Raw genomic sequence first — 17421 nt, forward strand, 5'->3', positions numbered from 1 at the left:
TTCTTTTCTGGATTAATTTTGGCTTTCGCAAGAGGACTTGCAATACTTAGCTTTTTATTCTTCAACGTTTTACTATCAAACCCTTGAATCCTGCATAAACACTACAATTTAGAGGCCACACATTTATTGCATCAACATGATTTTGCTTTATTTGATTTTTATTATCAATTATATTCAATAATATGGGGGCAGATCCAATTATGTAATCTAAGAGGTGTTGGTTAAAATCGCTCTATAACTTGATTTATTTTGTTCTTGTTTTATTGATACTTTTTGAAAGTATATGTAAACGCCTCAGCTTTGTATCGTTGTTTTTGGGGACACTATAAGTTATTTTTTTATACATTATATTTTTTCTATTTATATCATTTATACTCTATCATATATTTAGAGTATTTACAATATCTACTATCTTTATAATATTTATATCATATTACATATCTTTGCTATTTAACACATCACATATATATTAACTATTCCGACTATATATACAATACAATATATATAACATCTTTATGATATATCATATTGATACGATATTTAATAGTTTTTGATAGCTTTTTGTCATTGCCTAATTTCGAAAGCTATATAACATATATTGTTTATTTAATACATGTATCATAACTGGGCCGTAAACATGATATCTTTTGGATATGATAGGTGCGTCCAGTGATCAAAGGGAGATGAGTTGGTATATACAATATATAACATGAATATTAAATATATATTAGAGGCATGTAATGAATATACAATGATTATATTGAGCATGTATAATACAAATAAAACAGATATGTTATATAGAATAGATAATAAAGATAAAATATATCAGCAATATCAATCATAGAACATATTGATAAATAATAATATATAAATTTTATTATATGAAAAGATATAATAATGTTATATAATACATATACATTATGAATTATATGTGCACGCAGATGGGTATATAATGTTGATGCGACATATATGATATATAACATTTAGAAGATATGTGTTTACAGGAGGAGATATGCGAATTATAGCGTTCAGTAATCAAAAAGGTGGTGTAGCTAAAACGACATCGAGTTATGCGATGGCAGTTGGCTTAGCTAAAAGAGGATACAAGGTATTGGTTGTTGATGCGGACCCGCAGGAGAATCTATCTATGACAGCCGGAATCGATCTTAATGAAATAGATCCAGATCCTGAAGAAATAGAAAGATTATCGGAGGAACAACAAGATTATTTCTATAGAAATGTTCCCGCAAAGCTTTTTGAAGTAATGGAATCTGAAGTAGACAAGAAATCTTCTAAAAAGGATATTAACAAAGCAATTATTCCAATAGCAGAAAATTTGGACTTAATCGTTGGAGGAATAGATCTTGCATCGGCGGATATGACATTTAATAATATAGGCCGTGAAAGGTTGATGGAAAAAGCTTTTGGGAAACTAAACAAGGAATATGATTTCTGTGTATTTGATTGTAGCCCGGCGCTGGGTGTAGTACTTATGAATATATTAACCTTGGCGGATGAGGTAATAATACCTCTTGAACCGGGTGCATATTCTTTGCAAGGTCTTTCAAGGCTTTATAAATTCATTGGACAAATACATGATTATACGAACGATAGACTAAAAGTGGACGGGATACTTGTTACTAAGGTAAGAAAAACAGCTAATTCAAAGATTTGGATCGGAGATATAGAAGAAAAGGCGAAACTACTTGGAACGAAGGTATATAAATCAAGGATAAGATTAAATGTATCGGTCGAGGAAGCACAAACAATGAGAATGGATCTGTTTGAGTATGCAAGCGGTTCTTCAGCGGCAAGAGACTATGATGATTTTATCGATGAATTTTTAGAGGAGGATAAGTGATGGCAAGTAAAGCGGATCTTTTAAAAAAGAGTGTGAATAAGACCGGTAAAGGATTATTTGCAGGAATGACTCCTATTAAAGAGGAAAATGAGAAAAAAACAAGCATAGAGAATAATGTGGAAGCAAGTGTAAATAGCAATAATAATGTAAAAGAAATAGAGGCTGAAATAGACAAAGAAGCTATTACATTATCTGAAAAGACGGAAGAACCTACAGTTCAGAAGGCAAATTTAGAAAAAATAAAAGAAGAGAAAAAGCCAGAACCCACGCCAACAGAAATGGTAGAGGAAATTTTAAGACAAAACTCAGCAACAAAAGAAAAAAGGACAGTAGCAGCCGATAAGCAAGAAAAAACAAGTCGATATGAAAAGGAGAAATTCCTTCTGCTTGATATCAGAGGATATAGGGATTATGTTGAGCATATGGCCAAGGCAGCCAATATGTCAGCTACTAAATACATTAGAAGCCTTATAGAGCAAGATATGAGCGAAAATATGGATATTTACGAAGCACACAAGGCACTTGAAGAGAGGCTAAAGAAGAGAAAGTAAGAATTATAGATAAATGAAAACAAAAAAAGAACTGTAAAAGGAATTACCTTTTACAGTTCTTTAATTATATACAAATAAGATTATTTCTTCTTGCCGTTAACAGCATCCTTAAGAGCCTTACCAGCTTTAAACTTAGGAACTGTAGCTGCAGGAATCTTGATAGCTGCACCAGTCTGAGGATTCTTACCTGTTCTAGCTGCTCTCTTAGCAGTCTCAAAAGTACCAAATCCAACAAGCTGAACTTTGCCCTTTTTCTTAAGCTCTTTTGAAACAGCGTCTGTGAAAGCCTTTACAGCCTTCTCTGAATCCTTCTTAGAAAGACCAGTCTCTTTTGCAATAGCATCAACAAGTTCTGTCTTATTCATGGTATAATACCTCCCTCAAATTGAGTATTTTTACTACTAAACAAGATTTTACAACGTTTTTATGCGCCTTACAAGGGTTTTAACTCGAAAAATCGCCAAAATTTATAGCGGTTTTTAGTGCACAATACTGAAAAACCGCATGAATTATATCTTTAAAGTGTTGCAATAGTGTTTTTGTAGAGTATTCTGAACAAAATGACAGAGATAGTAAGCGAAGCTACCTCAGCTATGGGAAAAGCAAACCATACGAGGTTGAGTATTCCCGTCTGAGCAAGTAACCACGCTACAGGAACAAGTACAAGAAGCTGTCTTCCGACTGAAACCGCCAGGGAATAGAATCCTTTAGAAAAAGCCTGAAAAACAGAACCTAAGGCAATACAAAGTCCTGCGACAGGGAAAGAAAGACTTATTATGCGAAGCGCAGGAATGCCAATTGCAGTCAAATCGGCCGATGAATCTGCTGATGAAGTGAAAAAACCTATAAGAGTGGCAGGAATAAGCTGAAATACTATGGTTCCGCTGACCATGATTGAAACAGCAAGAAAAACAGCAAAGCGGAGTGCCTGCTTTATACGATCTTTATAACGGGCACCATAGTTATAAGCAAGAACAGGTATAAGACCGTTATTAAGTCCAAATACAGGCATAAAGAAGAAACTCTGGAGTTTAAAATAAGCACCAAATACAGCTATTGCAGTATAAGAGAATATACCTAGAATAAGGTTGATCATGAAAGTCATAGCTGAACCGATTGACATCATCAAGATAGAAGGGAAACCAACAAACATTATCTCTTTGATAGTGTCAAAATCCGGTTTTATTATCTGTTTAAATGAAATAAGAATTTCTTTGTTATATTTCAGATTACAGAAAAGACCAATAGAGGCTGCAAGGAACTGACCTAAGATAGTAGCAATGGCAGCGCCTGCAATTCCAAGCATAGGGAATGGACCTATTCCAAAAATAAGCAAAGGATCAAAAATGATATTGATTATCGCACCGGTTGCCTGTGATATCATACTGTAAAAAGTTTTACCGGTAGATTGAAGAAGTCTTTCGAAAGTCATTTGAAAAAAAAGACCTAAGGAACAGCAGCTTATAATGCGCAAGTAAGTTGCGCCATAGGATGCAATTACAGCGGAATCGGTTTGGCGTTGAATAAACGAGGCTGAAAAGAGAAGACCTATAACTAAAAAGATCAGGTAATTTATAAATGTTATATGAATACCCATATTTGCAGCAGAATTAGATTTTTCGAATTTCTTTTCACCAAGAGATCTGGAAAGGAGTGCATTGATTCCTACTCCGGTACCGGACCCCAAAGCGATCATAAGATTTTGCATTGGAAAAGCTAAAGATACGGCCGTAAGAGCATATTCGCCTGCTTTAATGGAATCGCCAGCAATCCTGGAAACAAAAATGCTGTCTACGACATTATAAAGTGCCTGTACCAGCATAGATATCATCATCGGCAAAGACATTGTCAATATCAGTTTTTTAACGGGCATAACGCCCATCTTGTTTTCTTTATTCATAATAAATCCTCTAAATAAATTATATGACAGTGTAGTATAACATGAAAAAAAGAGATAATCTATATCCTAATTATAGAATGACATATACACAAATTATGTATATAATGCAGTAAGGATAGTAAGAAAAAGGAATATCAATAATGAGTATATATAAAATAAAACCAGCATGTAAGGATTATTTGTGGGGGGGACATCGACTCACAGATGAATATGGTGTTGAATATGAAGGAGATGTTTGCGCGGAAGCATGGGTCTTATCATGCCACAAAGATGGACAATCATTAATAACAGATGATATCAAAGAAGGGCAGACGTTGTCGCAGCTTGTAAAAGAAAAAAAGACTATATTGGGTGGCAATTGTGAGAGATTTGAAGATTTCCCAATACTTATAAAACTTATTGATGCTGAAAAGAAATTATCTATCCAGGTGCATCCCGACAATGATTATGCGATGGTACATGAGAATCAGTATGGGAAGACTGAGATGTGGTATATTCTCGAAGCAAAAGAAAATGCGTTTCTTTATCAGGGTTTTGAAAAAGAGATAGATAAAGAAGAATTTGAGAAGCGTATAAAAGACAACACATTGACTGAAGTTCTTTATAAAAGATATGTGAAAAGAGGCGATGTGATTTTTATTTCGCCGGGGACGCTTCATGCAATAGGCGAGGGTATCTTGCTTGCTGAGATCCAACAGAACTCTAATGTCACATATAGAATATATGACTATGGAAGAATAGGTGCAGACGGAAAGCCAAGGGAACTGCATATCTCAAAAGCGCTCGATGTTACAAAGCTAACAAGACCTGAAGAATATGTTCCCAAAGACGGACATGTTGCCATCTGTGATTATTTCTGTGTTGATAGAGTAGTAATAGAAGAGGGAAAAGGTTATAAACAAGAAGTAGGAGCAGATTCTTTTGTCAGCATACTTACAATAGACGGAGAGTGTGCTGTTTCATCAAGGGACAAAAAGATAAGGGTAAAAAAAGGAGAGTCTTTGTTTGTTGAAGCAAATACAGGGGTGGTATCTATAGAAGGAAAAGCCGAACTTCTTTTGACTACAGTTCCTTCTGAGACATAATGTATTTATTCGACGCATATAAATAAGTATTTAAAATAGGAATGCGTTTCTTCTTTGTTATATAAATTGATCAGACTTATAGAATATAGATCAGAGCAGGCTTTTAGCCTGTTCTTTTTTATATATGAAACCATCTTTTGATAGGTTCTTTCTATTATAGGTGAGTGATGGTCGTGGTAACAGCAAACTGCCTTGGAGCTTGGTAGAGGAAAAGAGTCAGTGTTGTCGGCAGGAAGGAAAGACAAGCTGATTATACTGTTATATACGTAATTCTTTTTTATCAGATCGTTGTAATTCATAGTAACGCCAGAAGGGAAGGTGGAGAGCGTATCATCGTCTTTTACTCTGGTCATATGGACGGAAATATCTCGTGCAATGTCTGCGGCGTGATAGGCATCTATTTTGTTTTCAATCTTGGTCGTAGTAACGCTTATGTCTGGAAAAATGTCCATATAAGGTTTGTCGGGCCCATGATCTTCATATTTATCCAAAATCCACATGCCAAGATGAAGAGCACTGATTTTTTTGTTTATGGAAAAAAGCTCTCTTTGCATTGCTGTTATTTTGGAGTTTACAAGATCAGTGATACTTTCTTTGGAAGAATTGTAGATGATGTTACGGATTTCTTTAATTGAACACCCGGTCTGCCTCATTGTTGAGATGAAAAAGAAAGAGCTAATCTGAGACGCAGAATAGTAGTGATAACCATTGTCGGGATCCACTCGTGGTTTGATAATGTTCTGTTCATAATAGTAGCGAAGAGTATCTCTTGTTGTACCACATAGTTTTGCAAACTGGCTCACAGTGAGTGTGTATTCTAAATCGTCATCTTGATTATTTTGAAAAGTTGTCATTAAAACCCTCGTAAAATTGATAAAATTTTTCCTTGACCTGGGGGTAAGCCCCAAGATTATTGTAACAAAGAATTTAGATTAAACAACCCATTATTTATGTCATGAGCGTAGATATTGGAAAAAAGAGATGAATTAAAAGGAGATAAACAAAATGAAGGACGTAAAAGGAACAATTATTCGTATAATCGCAGAGTATCTTGATAAGGAAGAATCAGAGATCAAGTCAAGTGACACATTCACAGATATTGGTCTTGATTCACTTGACATCATGGAGCTTGTAATGCAGATGCAGGAAGAACTTGATTGTAAGATAGAGCTTTCTCAGGAGATTACAACTATTGATAAGCTTGTTGAGTTGATCGAGAAGCAGTGATCTGTCTGGAGGGGATTGAAATGAATAAGAATCCTGTATGTGAATTACTAGGAATAGAATACCCTGTTATTCAGGGAGGAATGGCGTGGATTGCCGATGCGCAGCTTGCAGCGGCAGTTTCCAACGCCGGAGGACTGGGGCTTATAGCAGCCATGAATTCAAACGGAGAACAGCTGCGAGCTCAGATTAAAGAGGCCAAAAAGCTGACAAACAAACCTTTCGGCGTAAATCTGATGCTTATGAGCCCATTCATTGATGAGGCAGTAAAAGTAGTATGCGAGGAAGGAGTATCTGTCGTTACCACGGGCGCAGGAAACCCTGCAAAATACATGGATCAGCTTAAAGCAGCAAACATTAAGGTCATCTGCGTGGTTGCCAGCGTGGCTTTGGCTGTCATGGTCGAGAGAATGGGTGCAAGTGCAGTTATCGCTGAGGGGTGCGAGTCCGGGGGTCATGTCGGAGAGACTACAACCATGGCACTTGTTCCTCAGGTTGTGGATGCTGTAAACATTCCGGTTATTGCGGCAGGCGGAATTGCAGATGGAAGAGGAATGGCGGCTGCATATATGCTTGGCGCTAAGGCTGTTCAGATGGGAACAAGATTCCTTACGGCAAAAGAATGTAATGTTCATGCCAACTACAAGGAAAAGGTTCTTGCAGCCAAGGATCGAGACACGATCGTAACAGGAAAGACATTAGGACATCCGGTCAGAGCTCTTAAGAATCGTATGACCAGAGAGTTCCAGAAGAAAGAAACTGACCCTTCAACAACACAGGAAGAACTTGAAACAATGGGCGCCGGAGCACTCAGAAGAGCAGCAATAGAAGGCGATGTTAAATATGGTTCTTGTATGTGTGGGCAGATCGCAGGTCTTGTTAATAGCGAGAATACTTGTGAAGAGATTATAACTAGCATTTGTAATGAAGCAGCGGCACTGATGGGTGCATGATTTTGGAGATTATATGGGTAAAATAGCTTTTTTATTTGCCGGACAAGGCAGTCAATATGCAGGAATGGGAAAGGATCTGTATGAGAACATTCCGGAGGTGAAGAGTCTTTTTGACAGCGCCGAAGGGATTAGACCCGGAACACTAACGCAGATGTTTTCCGGAACAGAAGAGGAACTGAAAAAAACCGAGAACACACAGCCCTGCCTTTTCTTGGCGGATTATGCCGGCGCGATTGCGCTCGAAAAGAACGGCATAAAGGCAGATGCGGTTGCAGGATTCTCCTTAGGGGAAGTTGTTGCCATGGCTGCGTCAAAAACTCTTTCAACAGATGAAGCGTTTAAGCTTGTATGCAAAAGAGGAAAGCTTATGCAGACTGCCTCAGAGAAAGTTGACGGGGTCATGATCGCAGTCATGAGGATGGATAAGGAAGAACTTATACAGCTTTGCAAAGAATATGAAGTGTATCCTGTCAATTTTAATTGTCCGGGGCAGATTGTGGTTTCCGGAAAAGCCGAGAATATTGAGAGGCTAAAAGAGGTTCTTACGGAAAAGAAAGTTCGTTTCGTTCAGCTTGCTGTAGGAGGCGCATTCCATACGCCATATATGGCTGAAGCATCTAAAGGACTAAAAGAAGAGCTCGAGTCAGAAAAGTTATATAACATAAATAAGCCATATATATCTATTTATGCTAATAAAACAGCTAAGCCTTATCCCGATGGAAGGGAAAAAGTTGTAGAGACGCTTACTGAGCAGATTTCAAACAGTGTAAAGTGGGAAGAGACTTTAACAAACATGGCTCAAGACGGTGTAGATACATTTATAGAATGTGGCCCGGGTAAGACTTTATCAGGATTTGTTAAAAGAACCATTCCGGGAGCCAAGATCTATAACGTAAGTGATTTGGATTCACTGAAGCTTACAACGGAGGAATTAAAGAATAATGCTTAAAGGGAAAGTTGCGGTAATAACAGGTGGAACGAGAGGAATAGGAAACGCCATTGCTAATAAATTTGCGCAAAACGGTGCATCACTTGCGATTATTGCCACAAGAGATAGTGAAAGAGCGCAGAAAGCAATAGAAACAATGAAAGAGCTTGGAGCAGATGCAAGGCTCTATGTTTGTGATGTTCGTGATGCTGAGCAGGTTGCTTCCGTATCGGAAGAGATAATAGCCGATTTGGGCAAGGTTGACATACTTGTAAATAATGCAGGAATAACTAGGGACAACCTTCTACCGAGTCTTAGTGTTATGGATATTGATGATGTTGTTGACATCAATTTGAAAGGAACAATGTTTGTCACGCGAGCGTTTATAAGAAATTTTGTAAAGCAGCGCCATGGAAACATTATTAATATCAGTTCTGTCGTAGGCCTTATGGGAAATAAGGGACAGACGAATTATGCTGCATCAAAAGCCGGCATAGTAGGATTCACGAAGTCTGTTGCAAAAGAATACGGCAGACGAAATGTAAGGTGCAACGCTATTGCACCCGGATATATTACTACCGAAATGACAGAGGAACTAAGTGAAGCGCAGGTATCTGAACTCATGTCACAGCTTCCTCTTACAAGACTTGGAACCCCGGATGATGTAGCTGAGCTGGCGTTGTTTTTAGCTGGTGATAATTCATCGTATATAACCGGAGAAGTAATTAAAGTAGATGGAGGCATGTATGTGTAGAGTAGTAGTTACAGGAATGGGCGTTATATCCCCGGTGGGAAATGACATAGATAGTTTTTGGAACAGTCTTAAAGAGGGAAAATGCGGAATCGATAAGATCAAGAGATTCGATGCTTCAGGTCTCAAGGTTAGTCTTGATGCGGAAGTAAAAGATTTTGAACCGAAGAAGTATTATGATACGGTTCAGGAAATCAGAAAATCTGATCTTTTCATGCAGTACGCTATGGCTGCATCAAAGCAGGCCGTTGAACAGAGCGGATTGTTAGAAAGCGATCTTAATAAAGAGCGATTCGGTGTGTATATCGGATCCGGAATCGGCGGAATAAATACAACTATCAGAGAAACAAACAAGCTTAATGAAAAAGGACCGGAGATGGTATCACCATTCTTTGTTCCCATGATGATCGGAAATATGGCTGCAGGTGCGGTTTCGATAAAGTTTGGTGCAAAAGGCCCTACGCTTCCTATCGTGACAGCGTGTGCCACTTCCACACATACATTGGGGGAGGCGTATAGAGCAATAAAGCATGGATATGCTGATGCTATCATCGCAGGAGGAAGCGAAGCTTCAATAAATGAGCTTGCTATGGCTGGATTTATTAACTGCCAGGCGCTAAATCTTTCAGATGATCCCAATTGCGGAAGTCTTCCTTTTGATAAGAGAAGAGCCGGATTTGTAATGGGAGAAGGAGCAGGAATACTTGTTCTTGAGGAATATGAGCATGCCAAAAAGCGCGGAGCCAAGATGTACGCGGAAGTTGTGGGATACGGAAATACAGCGGATGCATATCACATTACAGCGCCTGATCCGGAAGGAGACGGAGCTGTCCGTGCGATTAGAGCTGCTGTTTCGGAAGCGCAGATTGGCGCAGATGAAGAGATTTACTTCAATGCACACGGAACAGGAACACACCTTAACGATGCAATGGAAACAAAAGCAATAAAAGATGTTTTTGGAAAAAGGGCATACGATATTCATGTGAGTTCAACAAAATCCATGACAGGACATATGATGGGAGCAACAGGAGCCGTAGAGGCTATCGCTTCTGTTCTTGCTCTTGAAGAGGGCATTATTCCTCCGACAATAAATTACAAGGAAAAAGACGAAGAGTTGGATCTTGACTATACTCCGAACAAAGCAGTTTCTGCCAATGTTACATGTGCTATCAGCACATCTCTTGGTTTTGGTGGACATAACGCTTGTATCGCGTTTAAGAAGGTTAAATAAGAGAGGGCCGATATGAATTCATTACAGGATTATAAAGAGCTTTTTTCACAATTAAATCTTACGGAATTGTCGGTTGAAGAGGGCGATTTTAAGCTCTTTTTAAAGAAAGAGGCACCGGCGGTTTCGATGAGTGTTCCGGTTGCGTCTACCAAGCAGGACGAGCCTGCTTTGACAGAGAAAAAAGAAAGCGGCGATGCGCAGGAAACAGTTGAAGGAACTCCGGTAAAAGCACCGCTTCTTGGAATCTTTTATGCTGCAGTCGGAGACAGACCTGCGCTTAAAGTTGGTGACAGTGTGAAAAGCGGAGATGTTCTTTGCACTATCGAAGCAATGAAGATGATGAACGAAGTAAAAGCACCTGCTGACGGAGTTATAAAAGCTGTTTGTGTTACAGAAGGGACACTTGTTGAATACAGCCAGACGCTTTTTGTTATTGGATAAAAGAGGTTTTTATGAACAGAGAAGAACTAAAGAATATACTTCCGCACAGAGAGCCAATGCTTCTTGTGGATGAGGCATATTTGAACGAAGATGGTACTGCCACGGGATATTATCAGGTTCGAGGAGATGAGTTTTTTTTACAGGGCCATTTTCCGGGAAATCCTATTGTTCCCGGAGTTATTCAGTGTGAAATGATGGCACAGTCTGCATGTATTATGTTCGAAGAAATGATGAACAAAAAAGGCTGTATCCCCGTTTACACGGGGCTTGACAAAGTGAGATTCCGTAATATGGTCAAGCCCGGAGACAGGGTAAGGATAGATACTAAGCTTATCAGGTCTTTTCATCCTATGTATGTGCTTCATGGTGAGCTTACGGTTGATGGTAAGAAGTGCATGAGCGGTGATTTCTCTTTTGCGATCACAGGCGAAGGTGACAGTAAGGAGGCATAATATGTTTTCTAAAATTCTTATTGCAAATCGTAGTGAAGTAGCGGTTCGAGTTATAAGAGCCTGCAAAGAAATGGGTATTGAGACAGTAGCGATATATTCCGATGCGGATGCAGATGCGCTCCACGTCGAGATGGCAGATGAAAGCTATTGCATAGGCGGTCCGCTTGTAAAAGACAGCTATCTTAATATGGATGTGATAATAACTCTGGCACAGGCGGTCGGTGCAGAAGCAATTCATCCGGGTTATGGAATGCTTTCAGAGAACCCGGAATTTGCAAGAAGGTGTGAGGAAAAAAATATTACTCTCATTAGCCCTGGTGCAGAAGTTATGGAGAAGATGGGACAAAAAGAGGTTGCAAGAGAAGTTGCAAAATATGCTGGGGTCCCGATTACGCCCGGAAGCGATATTTTGAAGAATGACAAAGACGCGATCAAATGGGCCAAGAAAATAGGTTATCCCGTTATCCTGAAGGCAAGAGCGGGCGGCGGCGGAAAAGGAATTCGCGTGGTAAGAGAAGAAAACGAGTTGGTTTCTGCGCTTGAGCAGGTTAAGAAAGAGGCCAAAAACTCTTTTGCTGACGATGCAGTTTTTATGGAAAAATATCTTGAAAACGTTAAGCATGTGGAAGTTCAGATTCTTGCCGATAAGAGTGGAAAAGTAGTTATTCTTGGCGACAGGGATTGCTCAGTGCAGAGAAAAAATCAGAAGCTTATAGAAGAGTGTCCGGCACCTGTTTTGTCGGAAGAACTTAGACAGTCAATGTATGAATCAGCGAAAGCGCTTGCTAAAGCTGTAGGATACGTTACGGTAGGAACAGTAGAGTTTCTCGTAAAAGATAACGCGTATTATTTTATGGAAATGAACACAAGGCTCCAAGTTGAGCATTCGGTCACTGAAATGGTATGCGGTATAGATATTGTGGAATGGCAGATCCGAACAGCAGCCGGAATAGAAATTCCTTTTGATCAAAAAGATATTGCTCACAAGAAGCATGCAATAGAGTGCAGAATATGCGCTGAAAACTCCAAGGATTTCACTCCGGCTACCGGAAAAGTTGAGCTTTTGCACATACCGGGCGGTGTAGATGTAAGATTTGATTCTGCTCTTTATCAGAATTATGAAGTGACACCATTTTATGATTCAATGCTTGGTAAGCTAATTGTATGCGCGGATACCAGAGACGGTGCAATCAGAAAGATGAAGAGCGCACTTTCTGAATTTGTTCTTGTAGGCGTCGAAAATAACCGCGAGATGCATATGAAATTTATGGAGAACGGCAAATTTGTTGTTGGAAATTATGACACGGGTATATGCCAAAAGGTTTTATAAATAATGGAACTAAGAAGTCTTTTTTTAAAAGCGAATAATGAGCTGGAATACAGTGGAAACAGGATTCGAAGTCGAAAAGTAACCTGTAAGAAATGCCAGAAAGATGTTTCTGTAGCAAAGATAAGAAAAAATAATTTTGTTTGTCCCAATTGCGGCCACTATTTTACGGTTAGGGCAAGACGAAGAATACTCATGCTTACGGATAAAAGAAGCTTTGTAGAGCTTAATAGGGAATATGAATCCAAAAATATCTTGGGTTTTCCGGAATATGACAGCAAACTTCAAGCAGCCAAGGAAAAGAGCAGGGAATTTGAAGGCGTAATTTGCGGAGAAGCGACGATTGGCGGGCACAGGAGCTGTATTTTCGCTATGGATGGAAATTTTATGATGGGTTCAATGGGCGCCGTTGTAGGGGAAAAGATAACAAGTCTTTTTGAGTATGCAACGGAAAAATCATTGCCGGTTGTGGGCATTACGGTTTCCGGAGGTGCCAGAATGCAGGAAGGCATGATTTCCCTTATGCAAATGTCCAAAGTATCGGCGGCTGTTAAGCGCCACAGCAATAAGGGGAATCTATACATAGCTCTTTTGACAAATCCTACTACCGGAGGGGTTGATGCGAGTTTTGCTATGCTTGGCGATATAACATTGGCTGAGCCCGACGCAAGAATAGGATTTGCCGGACCTCGCGTTATAGAAAAGACGCTTAATCGTGCTCTTCCAAAGGGATTTCAGAAGGCGGAGAGTGTGCTGGAATGCGGATTCTTAGATGCTATTGTTCCCAGAGATCAGCAAAAGAGCTATCTTGAAAAGCTTCTCAGAATGCACAACTGCTAATCATAAACCAAGAGGATTATTATGAAAGATTACGATATAGTGCTGGGAGCCAGAGGCGAAGACAGACTCACGGCAGTAGATTACATAAACGGTACAATAAAAGAATTTACGGAATTTCACGGCGACAGGTATTTCGGAGATGATGGCGCAGTAATAGCCGGAATCGGAATGCTTAAGGATATGCCTGTTACGGTTATAGGTATCGAAAAGGGTAAAAATACAGAGGACAGAATTGCTCATAATTTTGGAAGCGCTCACCCTGAAGGATATAGGAAAGCGTTAAGACTAATGAAGCAAGCCGAGAAATTTCACAGACCTGTAATATGCTTTGTAGACACAGCCGGCGCTTTTTGCGGAGTTGACGCCGAGGAGCGTGGACAAGGACGAGCCATTGCAGAAAATTTGTACGAAATGTCGGATTTAAAAACGCCTATTTTGTCTGTTGTAATAGGCGAAGGTGGAAGCGGCGGAGCGCTTGCGCTTAGTCATTCCGATAGAATATGGATGCTTGAAGATGCCTATTTTAGCGTGGTTTCTCCTGAGAGCTGCGCTAATATTTTGTGGAAAAGTACAGAAAAAGCAGACGTGGTTGCAGATGCACTTTTTCTTACATCTGAAAAGCTATACAAGCTAGGACTGATCGACAAAATATGCAAAAAAGATGATGTTGCAGGGCTTGCCGAAGATATTTATTCGGAATTAAAAAGGCTCTGTGAAGAAGATGAAGATACGCTTATTGATGAAAGATATCAGAAATTCAGAAATATCGGATACTAGGTGGAAAGATGGCTCGAATATACCAGGATTATTATAAAGAAATAAAAAGCGACAACGGAAGTATTGTTGATATAGCTATAAAATATGATGATACTTTTAATTTCGCATATGATGTAGTTGACAGATTTGCAAAAGAAGAACCGAATAAACTTGCACTTGTTCACAGAAGCGCTGAAGGAGAAGATAGACGTTTTACATTCGGAGAGATTAAGGAATTGTCTGATAAGGCGGCAAATATGCTTAAGGAGCTCGGAGTAAAACGCGGTGATTCGGTTATGCTTCTATTAAAAAGAAGATTTGAATACTGGATCAGTATAATTGCTATTCATAAACTTGGGGCAGTTGCGATACCGACCTCTCACATGGTCTCGGCAGAAGATATAAGGCAAAGAGTAACGCTTGCTGGTGCTAAAGTGGTTATTTGCGTGAATTCGGATCAGATCTGTTCTAAAGTTGATGAGGCGCTTGATGGAATCAACTCCATACAACTTGTGGTTGGCGATAAATATAAAGACAAGATGTCTTTTGACGAACTAATGGATGAAGCTTCGGATAAGTTTGAAAGAGTAGCAACTCATGTTGATGATGATATGCTTTATTATTTCACATCAGGCACAAGTGGTGAGCCCAAGGCGGTTATACATGATTTTTCATATCCTATTGCACATATTTTTACAGCAAAAAATTGGCATGGTGTTGAGGAAGACGGGCTTCATCTTACCGTAGCAGATTCGGGATGGGCCAAATCTGCTTGGGGGAAGTTGTACGGACAGTGGTTTATGGGCGCTGCGATAATGGTTTATGATTATGAGCAGTTCTATGCCGGAGATATGTTAAGGCTTCTGGAAAGAGAAAAAATACGAACTTTTTGCGCTCCTCCTACGATATATAAGTATTTTGTTTTGGAGGATTTTAGCAAATATAATTTAAATAACTTGCGTTATGTTACAACTGCAGGTGAGCCCATGCCCAAGGAAATAGCCAAAAAATTTACCGAACTCACAGGACTTACGATCAGAGAGGGATTTGGCCAGACTGAGACGGCTCTTCAGATATGTACACAAGTAGGATCCGAACAAATAATGGGTACCATCGGATGTGCATCACCTCTTTATGACATAAAATTGGTCGATGAAGATAATAATCCTGTTCCTGTCGGAGAAGAGGGAGAGATAGTTATCGTTCCCAAAGATGATAAAAGACCAATAGGTATTTTCAAAGGATACCTTGGTGACAAAGAGCTATACAAAGAAATCTGGAATGGTGGAATTTATCATACCAAGGATAAAGCAATAATTGACGACACCGGACATTTTTATTTTATCGGAAGAAATGACGATGTTATAAAATCCAGCGGATATAGAATCGGGCCTTCTGAGGTTGAGGATATATTGATGCGCCATCCGGCGGTGTTTGAATGTGCGGTTACAGCGTATCCTTCTAAGAACAGAGGAGCTGTCGTAAAGGCAAGTATCATATTAAATAAAGAATATTCTGATGATGGAAAGCTCAGCAAAGACATACAGGAATTTGTAAAAAACAGAGTGGCTATATACAAATATCCCAGAATTATCAAGTTTGTAGATGAGCTTCCAAGGACGTCTACAGGAAAGATCAGTAGAGCAAAGATCAGACAGGCAGATTATCAAAATAATAGATGATGCTGTAAAAAACGTTTACTTATGTGTTATTATTAAGTATATAGAACTTTATTGCGATAAGTGTTTGCATCATATAAGGAGACGTTATGCGAAAAAAAGTGCTGATTGCTGATGATACTACGTTGATGAGAGAAATGCTTAGGTCTGCGCTAGATCCCGAAGAATTTCAGATTGTGGGTGAGGCGGTTACGGGAGAGCAGGCGGTAGAGTTATATAAGGAAAAGAAACCGGATCTAATGATCTTGGATATAAATATGCCCAAGATGAATGGAATAGACGCGCTTACTGCCGTTATGAAAATTGATTCAAAGGCAAAAGTTCTTATGTGCTCTGATCAGAAGTATGAGAATATGATCGTAATGGCAATAAAAAAAGGTGCTAAAGATTTTATAGTAAAGCCTTTTACGAAATCAGACGTATTACAGGCAGTTAAGAAAGCTTTTGAAGAATGATGGTGTATTCATGGCGAGATAGCTTAGCTGTCTCGCTTTTTTGCTGGACATGAGTTTGTCATAATGTTAGAATACATGCATACGCCGAATGGCATAGTGAGGAGAATGAAAAATGCTAAAACAAATTTCAATATACGCGGAGAATAAAAAGGGATGCCTTCAGAATATTACAGGAATCCTGTGTGACAGTGGGGTGAATATTCTTGGCTCGGTTACCAATGATTCTGCAGAGTATGGAATTATAAGGATGGTCGTTTCAGATCCTGAAAAGAGCCTGGAGGTTCTCAGTGAAGCCGGATATATTTGTAAAACGACTCCCGTGCTTGCGGTTGAGTGTCCCGATGAAGTCGGATCTTTAGACAAGATTCTTAAAACCCTATATTCCAGCAATATAAACGTTAATTATACATATCTTTCATTTAACAGAGAATCCGGACTTCCCATTATGGTTATCCACACTGATGACACCAAGCAGGTTGAAAATATACTTATAAACAAGGGATATAATTGTATTTAATAACGACGGATATTTTAAACACAGGCAAATGCCTGTGTTTTTTTATGCGGTTTTTTCTATTAACGCCGCCTTGTCAGATTGACGTAAAAGAATGTGCATTATGTATAAAAGTATCAATAATCCCGAGCGCAATTCTAAAGCGTTAAAGTATTAACATACATTCTGCACAAAAAAATTAGCACAAAATTATCTTTTATCGTCAAGAAGTAAAAAAAGTACTTGATGAGGTAAAAGATTTACCTTCAATCATATTTTTTTATCATATATACTAGATTATGCCGTGAGGTTTAGAAAACAAAAAGAAGGCAGCAACATGAAAAATCTAAAGAAGTCATTGCTTGTTGGCATACTGGTTTTTGCTACGCTTACTCTTAACGGTTGTGGTAAAAAAGTCGAGAGTTGGGCATACAATCATGAGCCGGATAAAGAGATTCTTGCATTATATGACAACGGAAACGCTGTCTTTAAAG

General features: G+C 39.0%; 19 protein-coding genes. 16 read left to right on the forward strand and 3 right to left on the reverse strand.

Annotated features, from left to right (window positions below):
• Positions 1 to 1012: 1012 nt before the first annotated feature.
• Together D6853_RS14625 and D6853_RS14630 are read left to right on the forward strand one after the other, a co-directional pair.
• Positions 1013 to 1861 carry a ParA family protein gene (locus D6853_RS14625; RefSeq protein WP_120658746.1) on the forward strand — a complete coding sequence of 283 codons (849 nt, stop codon included), beginning with the start codon at positions 1013 to 1015 and terminating at the stop codon, positions 1859 to 1861.
• The gene (locus D6853_RS14630) at positions 1861 to 2412 is read left to right on the forward strand and encodes a hypothetical protein (protein WP_120658747.1); all 552 of its coding nucleotides are present in this window, start codon (positions 1861 to 1863) and stop codon (positions 2410 to 2412) included. The genes D6853_RS14625 and D6853_RS14630 overlap by 1 nt, the downstream gene beginning before the upstream one ends.
• 80 nt (positions 2413 to 2492) lie before the next feature.
• Here the strand turns inward: D6853_RS14630 and D6853_RS14635 are convergent, their stop codons facing one another.
• A complete protein-coding gene (locus D6853_RS14635; protein ID WP_022766405.1) occupies positions 2493 to 2777 on the reverse strand; it encodes an HU family DNA-binding protein in 285 nt (94 codons plus the stop codon).
• A 152-nt stretch (positions 2778 to 2929) separates the two neighbouring features.
• The gene (locus D6853_RS14640; protein WP_243108373.1) at positions 2930 to 4312 is read right to left on the reverse strand and encodes an MATE family efflux transporter; all 1383 of its coding nucleotides are present in this window, start codon (positions 4310 to 4312) and stop codon (positions 2930 to 2932) included.
• Positions 4313 to 4452: 140 nt separating this feature from the next.
• On the opposite strand from D6853_RS14640, the gene D6853_RS14645 reads away from it, so the two are divergent.
• On the forward strand, positions 4453 to 5397 hold the full coding sequence (locus D6853_RS14645; RefSeq protein WP_120658748.1) for a type I phosphomannose isomerase catalytic subunit: 945 nt from the start codon (positions 4453 to 4455) through the stop codon (positions 5395 to 5397).
• A 5-nt stretch (positions 5398 to 5402) separates the two neighbouring features.
• On the opposite strand, the gene D6853_RS14650 is transcribed toward D6853_RS14645, so the two are convergent.
• On the reverse strand, positions 5403 to 6251 hold the full coding sequence (locus D6853_RS14650) for a MerR family transcriptional regulator (protein ID WP_120658749.1): 849 nt from the start codon (positions 6249 to 6251) through the stop codon (positions 5403 to 5405).
• 151 nt (positions 6252 to 6402) lie between these two features.
• On the opposite strand from D6853_RS14650, the gene D6853_RS14655 reads away from it, so the two are divergent.
• The 13 genes from D6853_RS14655 (at position 6403) to D6853_RS14715 (ending at position 16951) form a co-directional block, all read left to right on the forward strand.
• Positions 6403 to 6624, forward strand: coding sequence for an acyl carrier protein (locus D6853_RS14655; protein WP_120658750.1), 222 nt, complete (start codon positions 6403 to 6405; stop codon positions 6622 to 6624).
• Between the two features lie 20 nt (positions 6625 to 6644).
• Positions 6645 to 7574 (forward strand): enoyl-[acyl-carrier-protein] reductase FabK, encoded by a 930-nt coding sequence (gene fabK / locus D6853_RS14660; protein ID WP_120658751.1) that lies wholly within the window; start codon positions 6645 to 6647, stop codon positions 7572 to 7574.
• 13 nt (positions 7575 to 7587) lie between these two features.
• The gene (gene fabD, locus D6853_RS14665; RefSeq protein ID WP_120658752.1) at positions 7588 to 8523 is read left to right on the forward strand and encodes an ACP S-malonyltransferase; all 936 of its coding nucleotides are present in this window, start codon (positions 7588 to 7590) and stop codon (positions 8521 to 8523) included.
• The gene (fabG, locus tag D6853_RS14670; protein ID WP_120658753.1) at positions 8516 to 9256 is read left to right on the forward strand and encodes a 3-oxoacyl-[acyl-carrier-protein] reductase; all 741 of its coding nucleotides are present in this window, start codon (positions 8516 to 8518) and stop codon (positions 9254 to 9256) included. Before fabD ends, fabG begins: the two co-directional genes overlap by 8 nt.
• Positions 9249 to 10484, forward strand: a complete 1236-nt coding sequence (gene fabF, locus D6853_RS14675) for a beta-ketoacyl-ACP synthase II (RefSeq protein ID WP_120658754.1) — start codon at positions 9249 to 9251, stop codon at positions 10482 to 10484. Before fabG ends, fabF begins: the two co-directional genes overlap by 8 nt.
• Positions 10485 to 10496: 12 nt before the next feature.
• Positions 10497 to 10925, forward strand: coding sequence for an acetyl-CoA carboxylase biotin carboxyl carrier protein (locus D6853_RS14680; RefSeq protein ID WP_120658755.1), 429 nt, complete (start codon positions 10497 to 10499; stop codon positions 10923 to 10925).
• An 11-nt stretch (positions 10926 to 10936) separates the two neighbouring features.
• Positions 10937 to 11377: a 3-hydroxyacyl-ACP dehydratase FabZ gene (gene fabZ / locus D6853_RS14685; RefSeq protein WP_092248902.1), complete on the forward strand. Its 441-nt coding sequence runs from the start codon at positions 10937 to 10939 to the stop codon at positions 11375 to 11377.
• Position 11378: 1 nt separating this feature from the next.
• Entirely contained in the window at positions 11379 to 12707 is a 1329-nt protein-coding gene (locus tag D6853_RS14690; protein WP_120658756.1) for an acetyl-CoA carboxylase biotin carboxylase subunit, read from the forward strand.
• Between the two features lie 3 nt (positions 12708 to 12710).
• The gene (locus D6853_RS14695) at positions 12711 to 13544 is read left to right on the forward strand and encodes an acetyl-CoA carboxylase carboxyltransferase subunit beta (RefSeq protein WP_120658757.1); all 834 of its coding nucleotides are present in this window, start codon (positions 12711 to 12713) and stop codon (positions 13542 to 13544) included.
• Positions 13545 to 13565: 21 nt separating this feature from the next.
• On the forward strand, positions 13566 to 14321 hold the full coding sequence (accA, locus tag D6853_RS14700) for a carboxyltransferase subunit alpha (RefSeq protein WP_120658758.1): 756 nt from the start codon (positions 13566 to 13568) through the stop codon (positions 14319 to 14321).
• Between the two features lie 8 nt (positions 14322 to 14329).
• Positions 14330 to 15982 carry an AMP-binding protein gene (locus D6853_RS14705; protein WP_120658759.1) on the forward strand — a complete coding sequence of 551 codons (1653 nt, stop codon included), beginning with the start codon at positions 14330 to 14332 and terminating at the stop codon, positions 15980 to 15982.
• An 86-nt stretch (positions 15983 to 16068) separates the two neighbouring features.
• On the forward strand, positions 16069 to 16434 hold the full coding sequence (locus D6853_RS14710) for a response regulator (protein WP_120658760.1): 366 nt from the start codon (positions 16069 to 16071) through the stop codon (positions 16432 to 16434).
• 112 nt (positions 16435 to 16546) lie between these two features.
• Positions 16547 to 16951 (forward strand): amino acid-binding protein, encoded by a 405-nt coding sequence (locus D6853_RS14715; RefSeq protein WP_120658761.1) that lies wholly within the window; start codon positions 16547 to 16549, stop codon positions 16949 to 16951.
• Positions 16952 to 17421 lie beyond the last annotated feature (470 nt).

This window comes from Butyrivibrio sp. X503, from assembly GCF_003625475.1.
Lineage (GTDB): Bacteria > Bacillota > Clostridia > Lachnospirales > Lachnospiraceae > Butyrivibrio.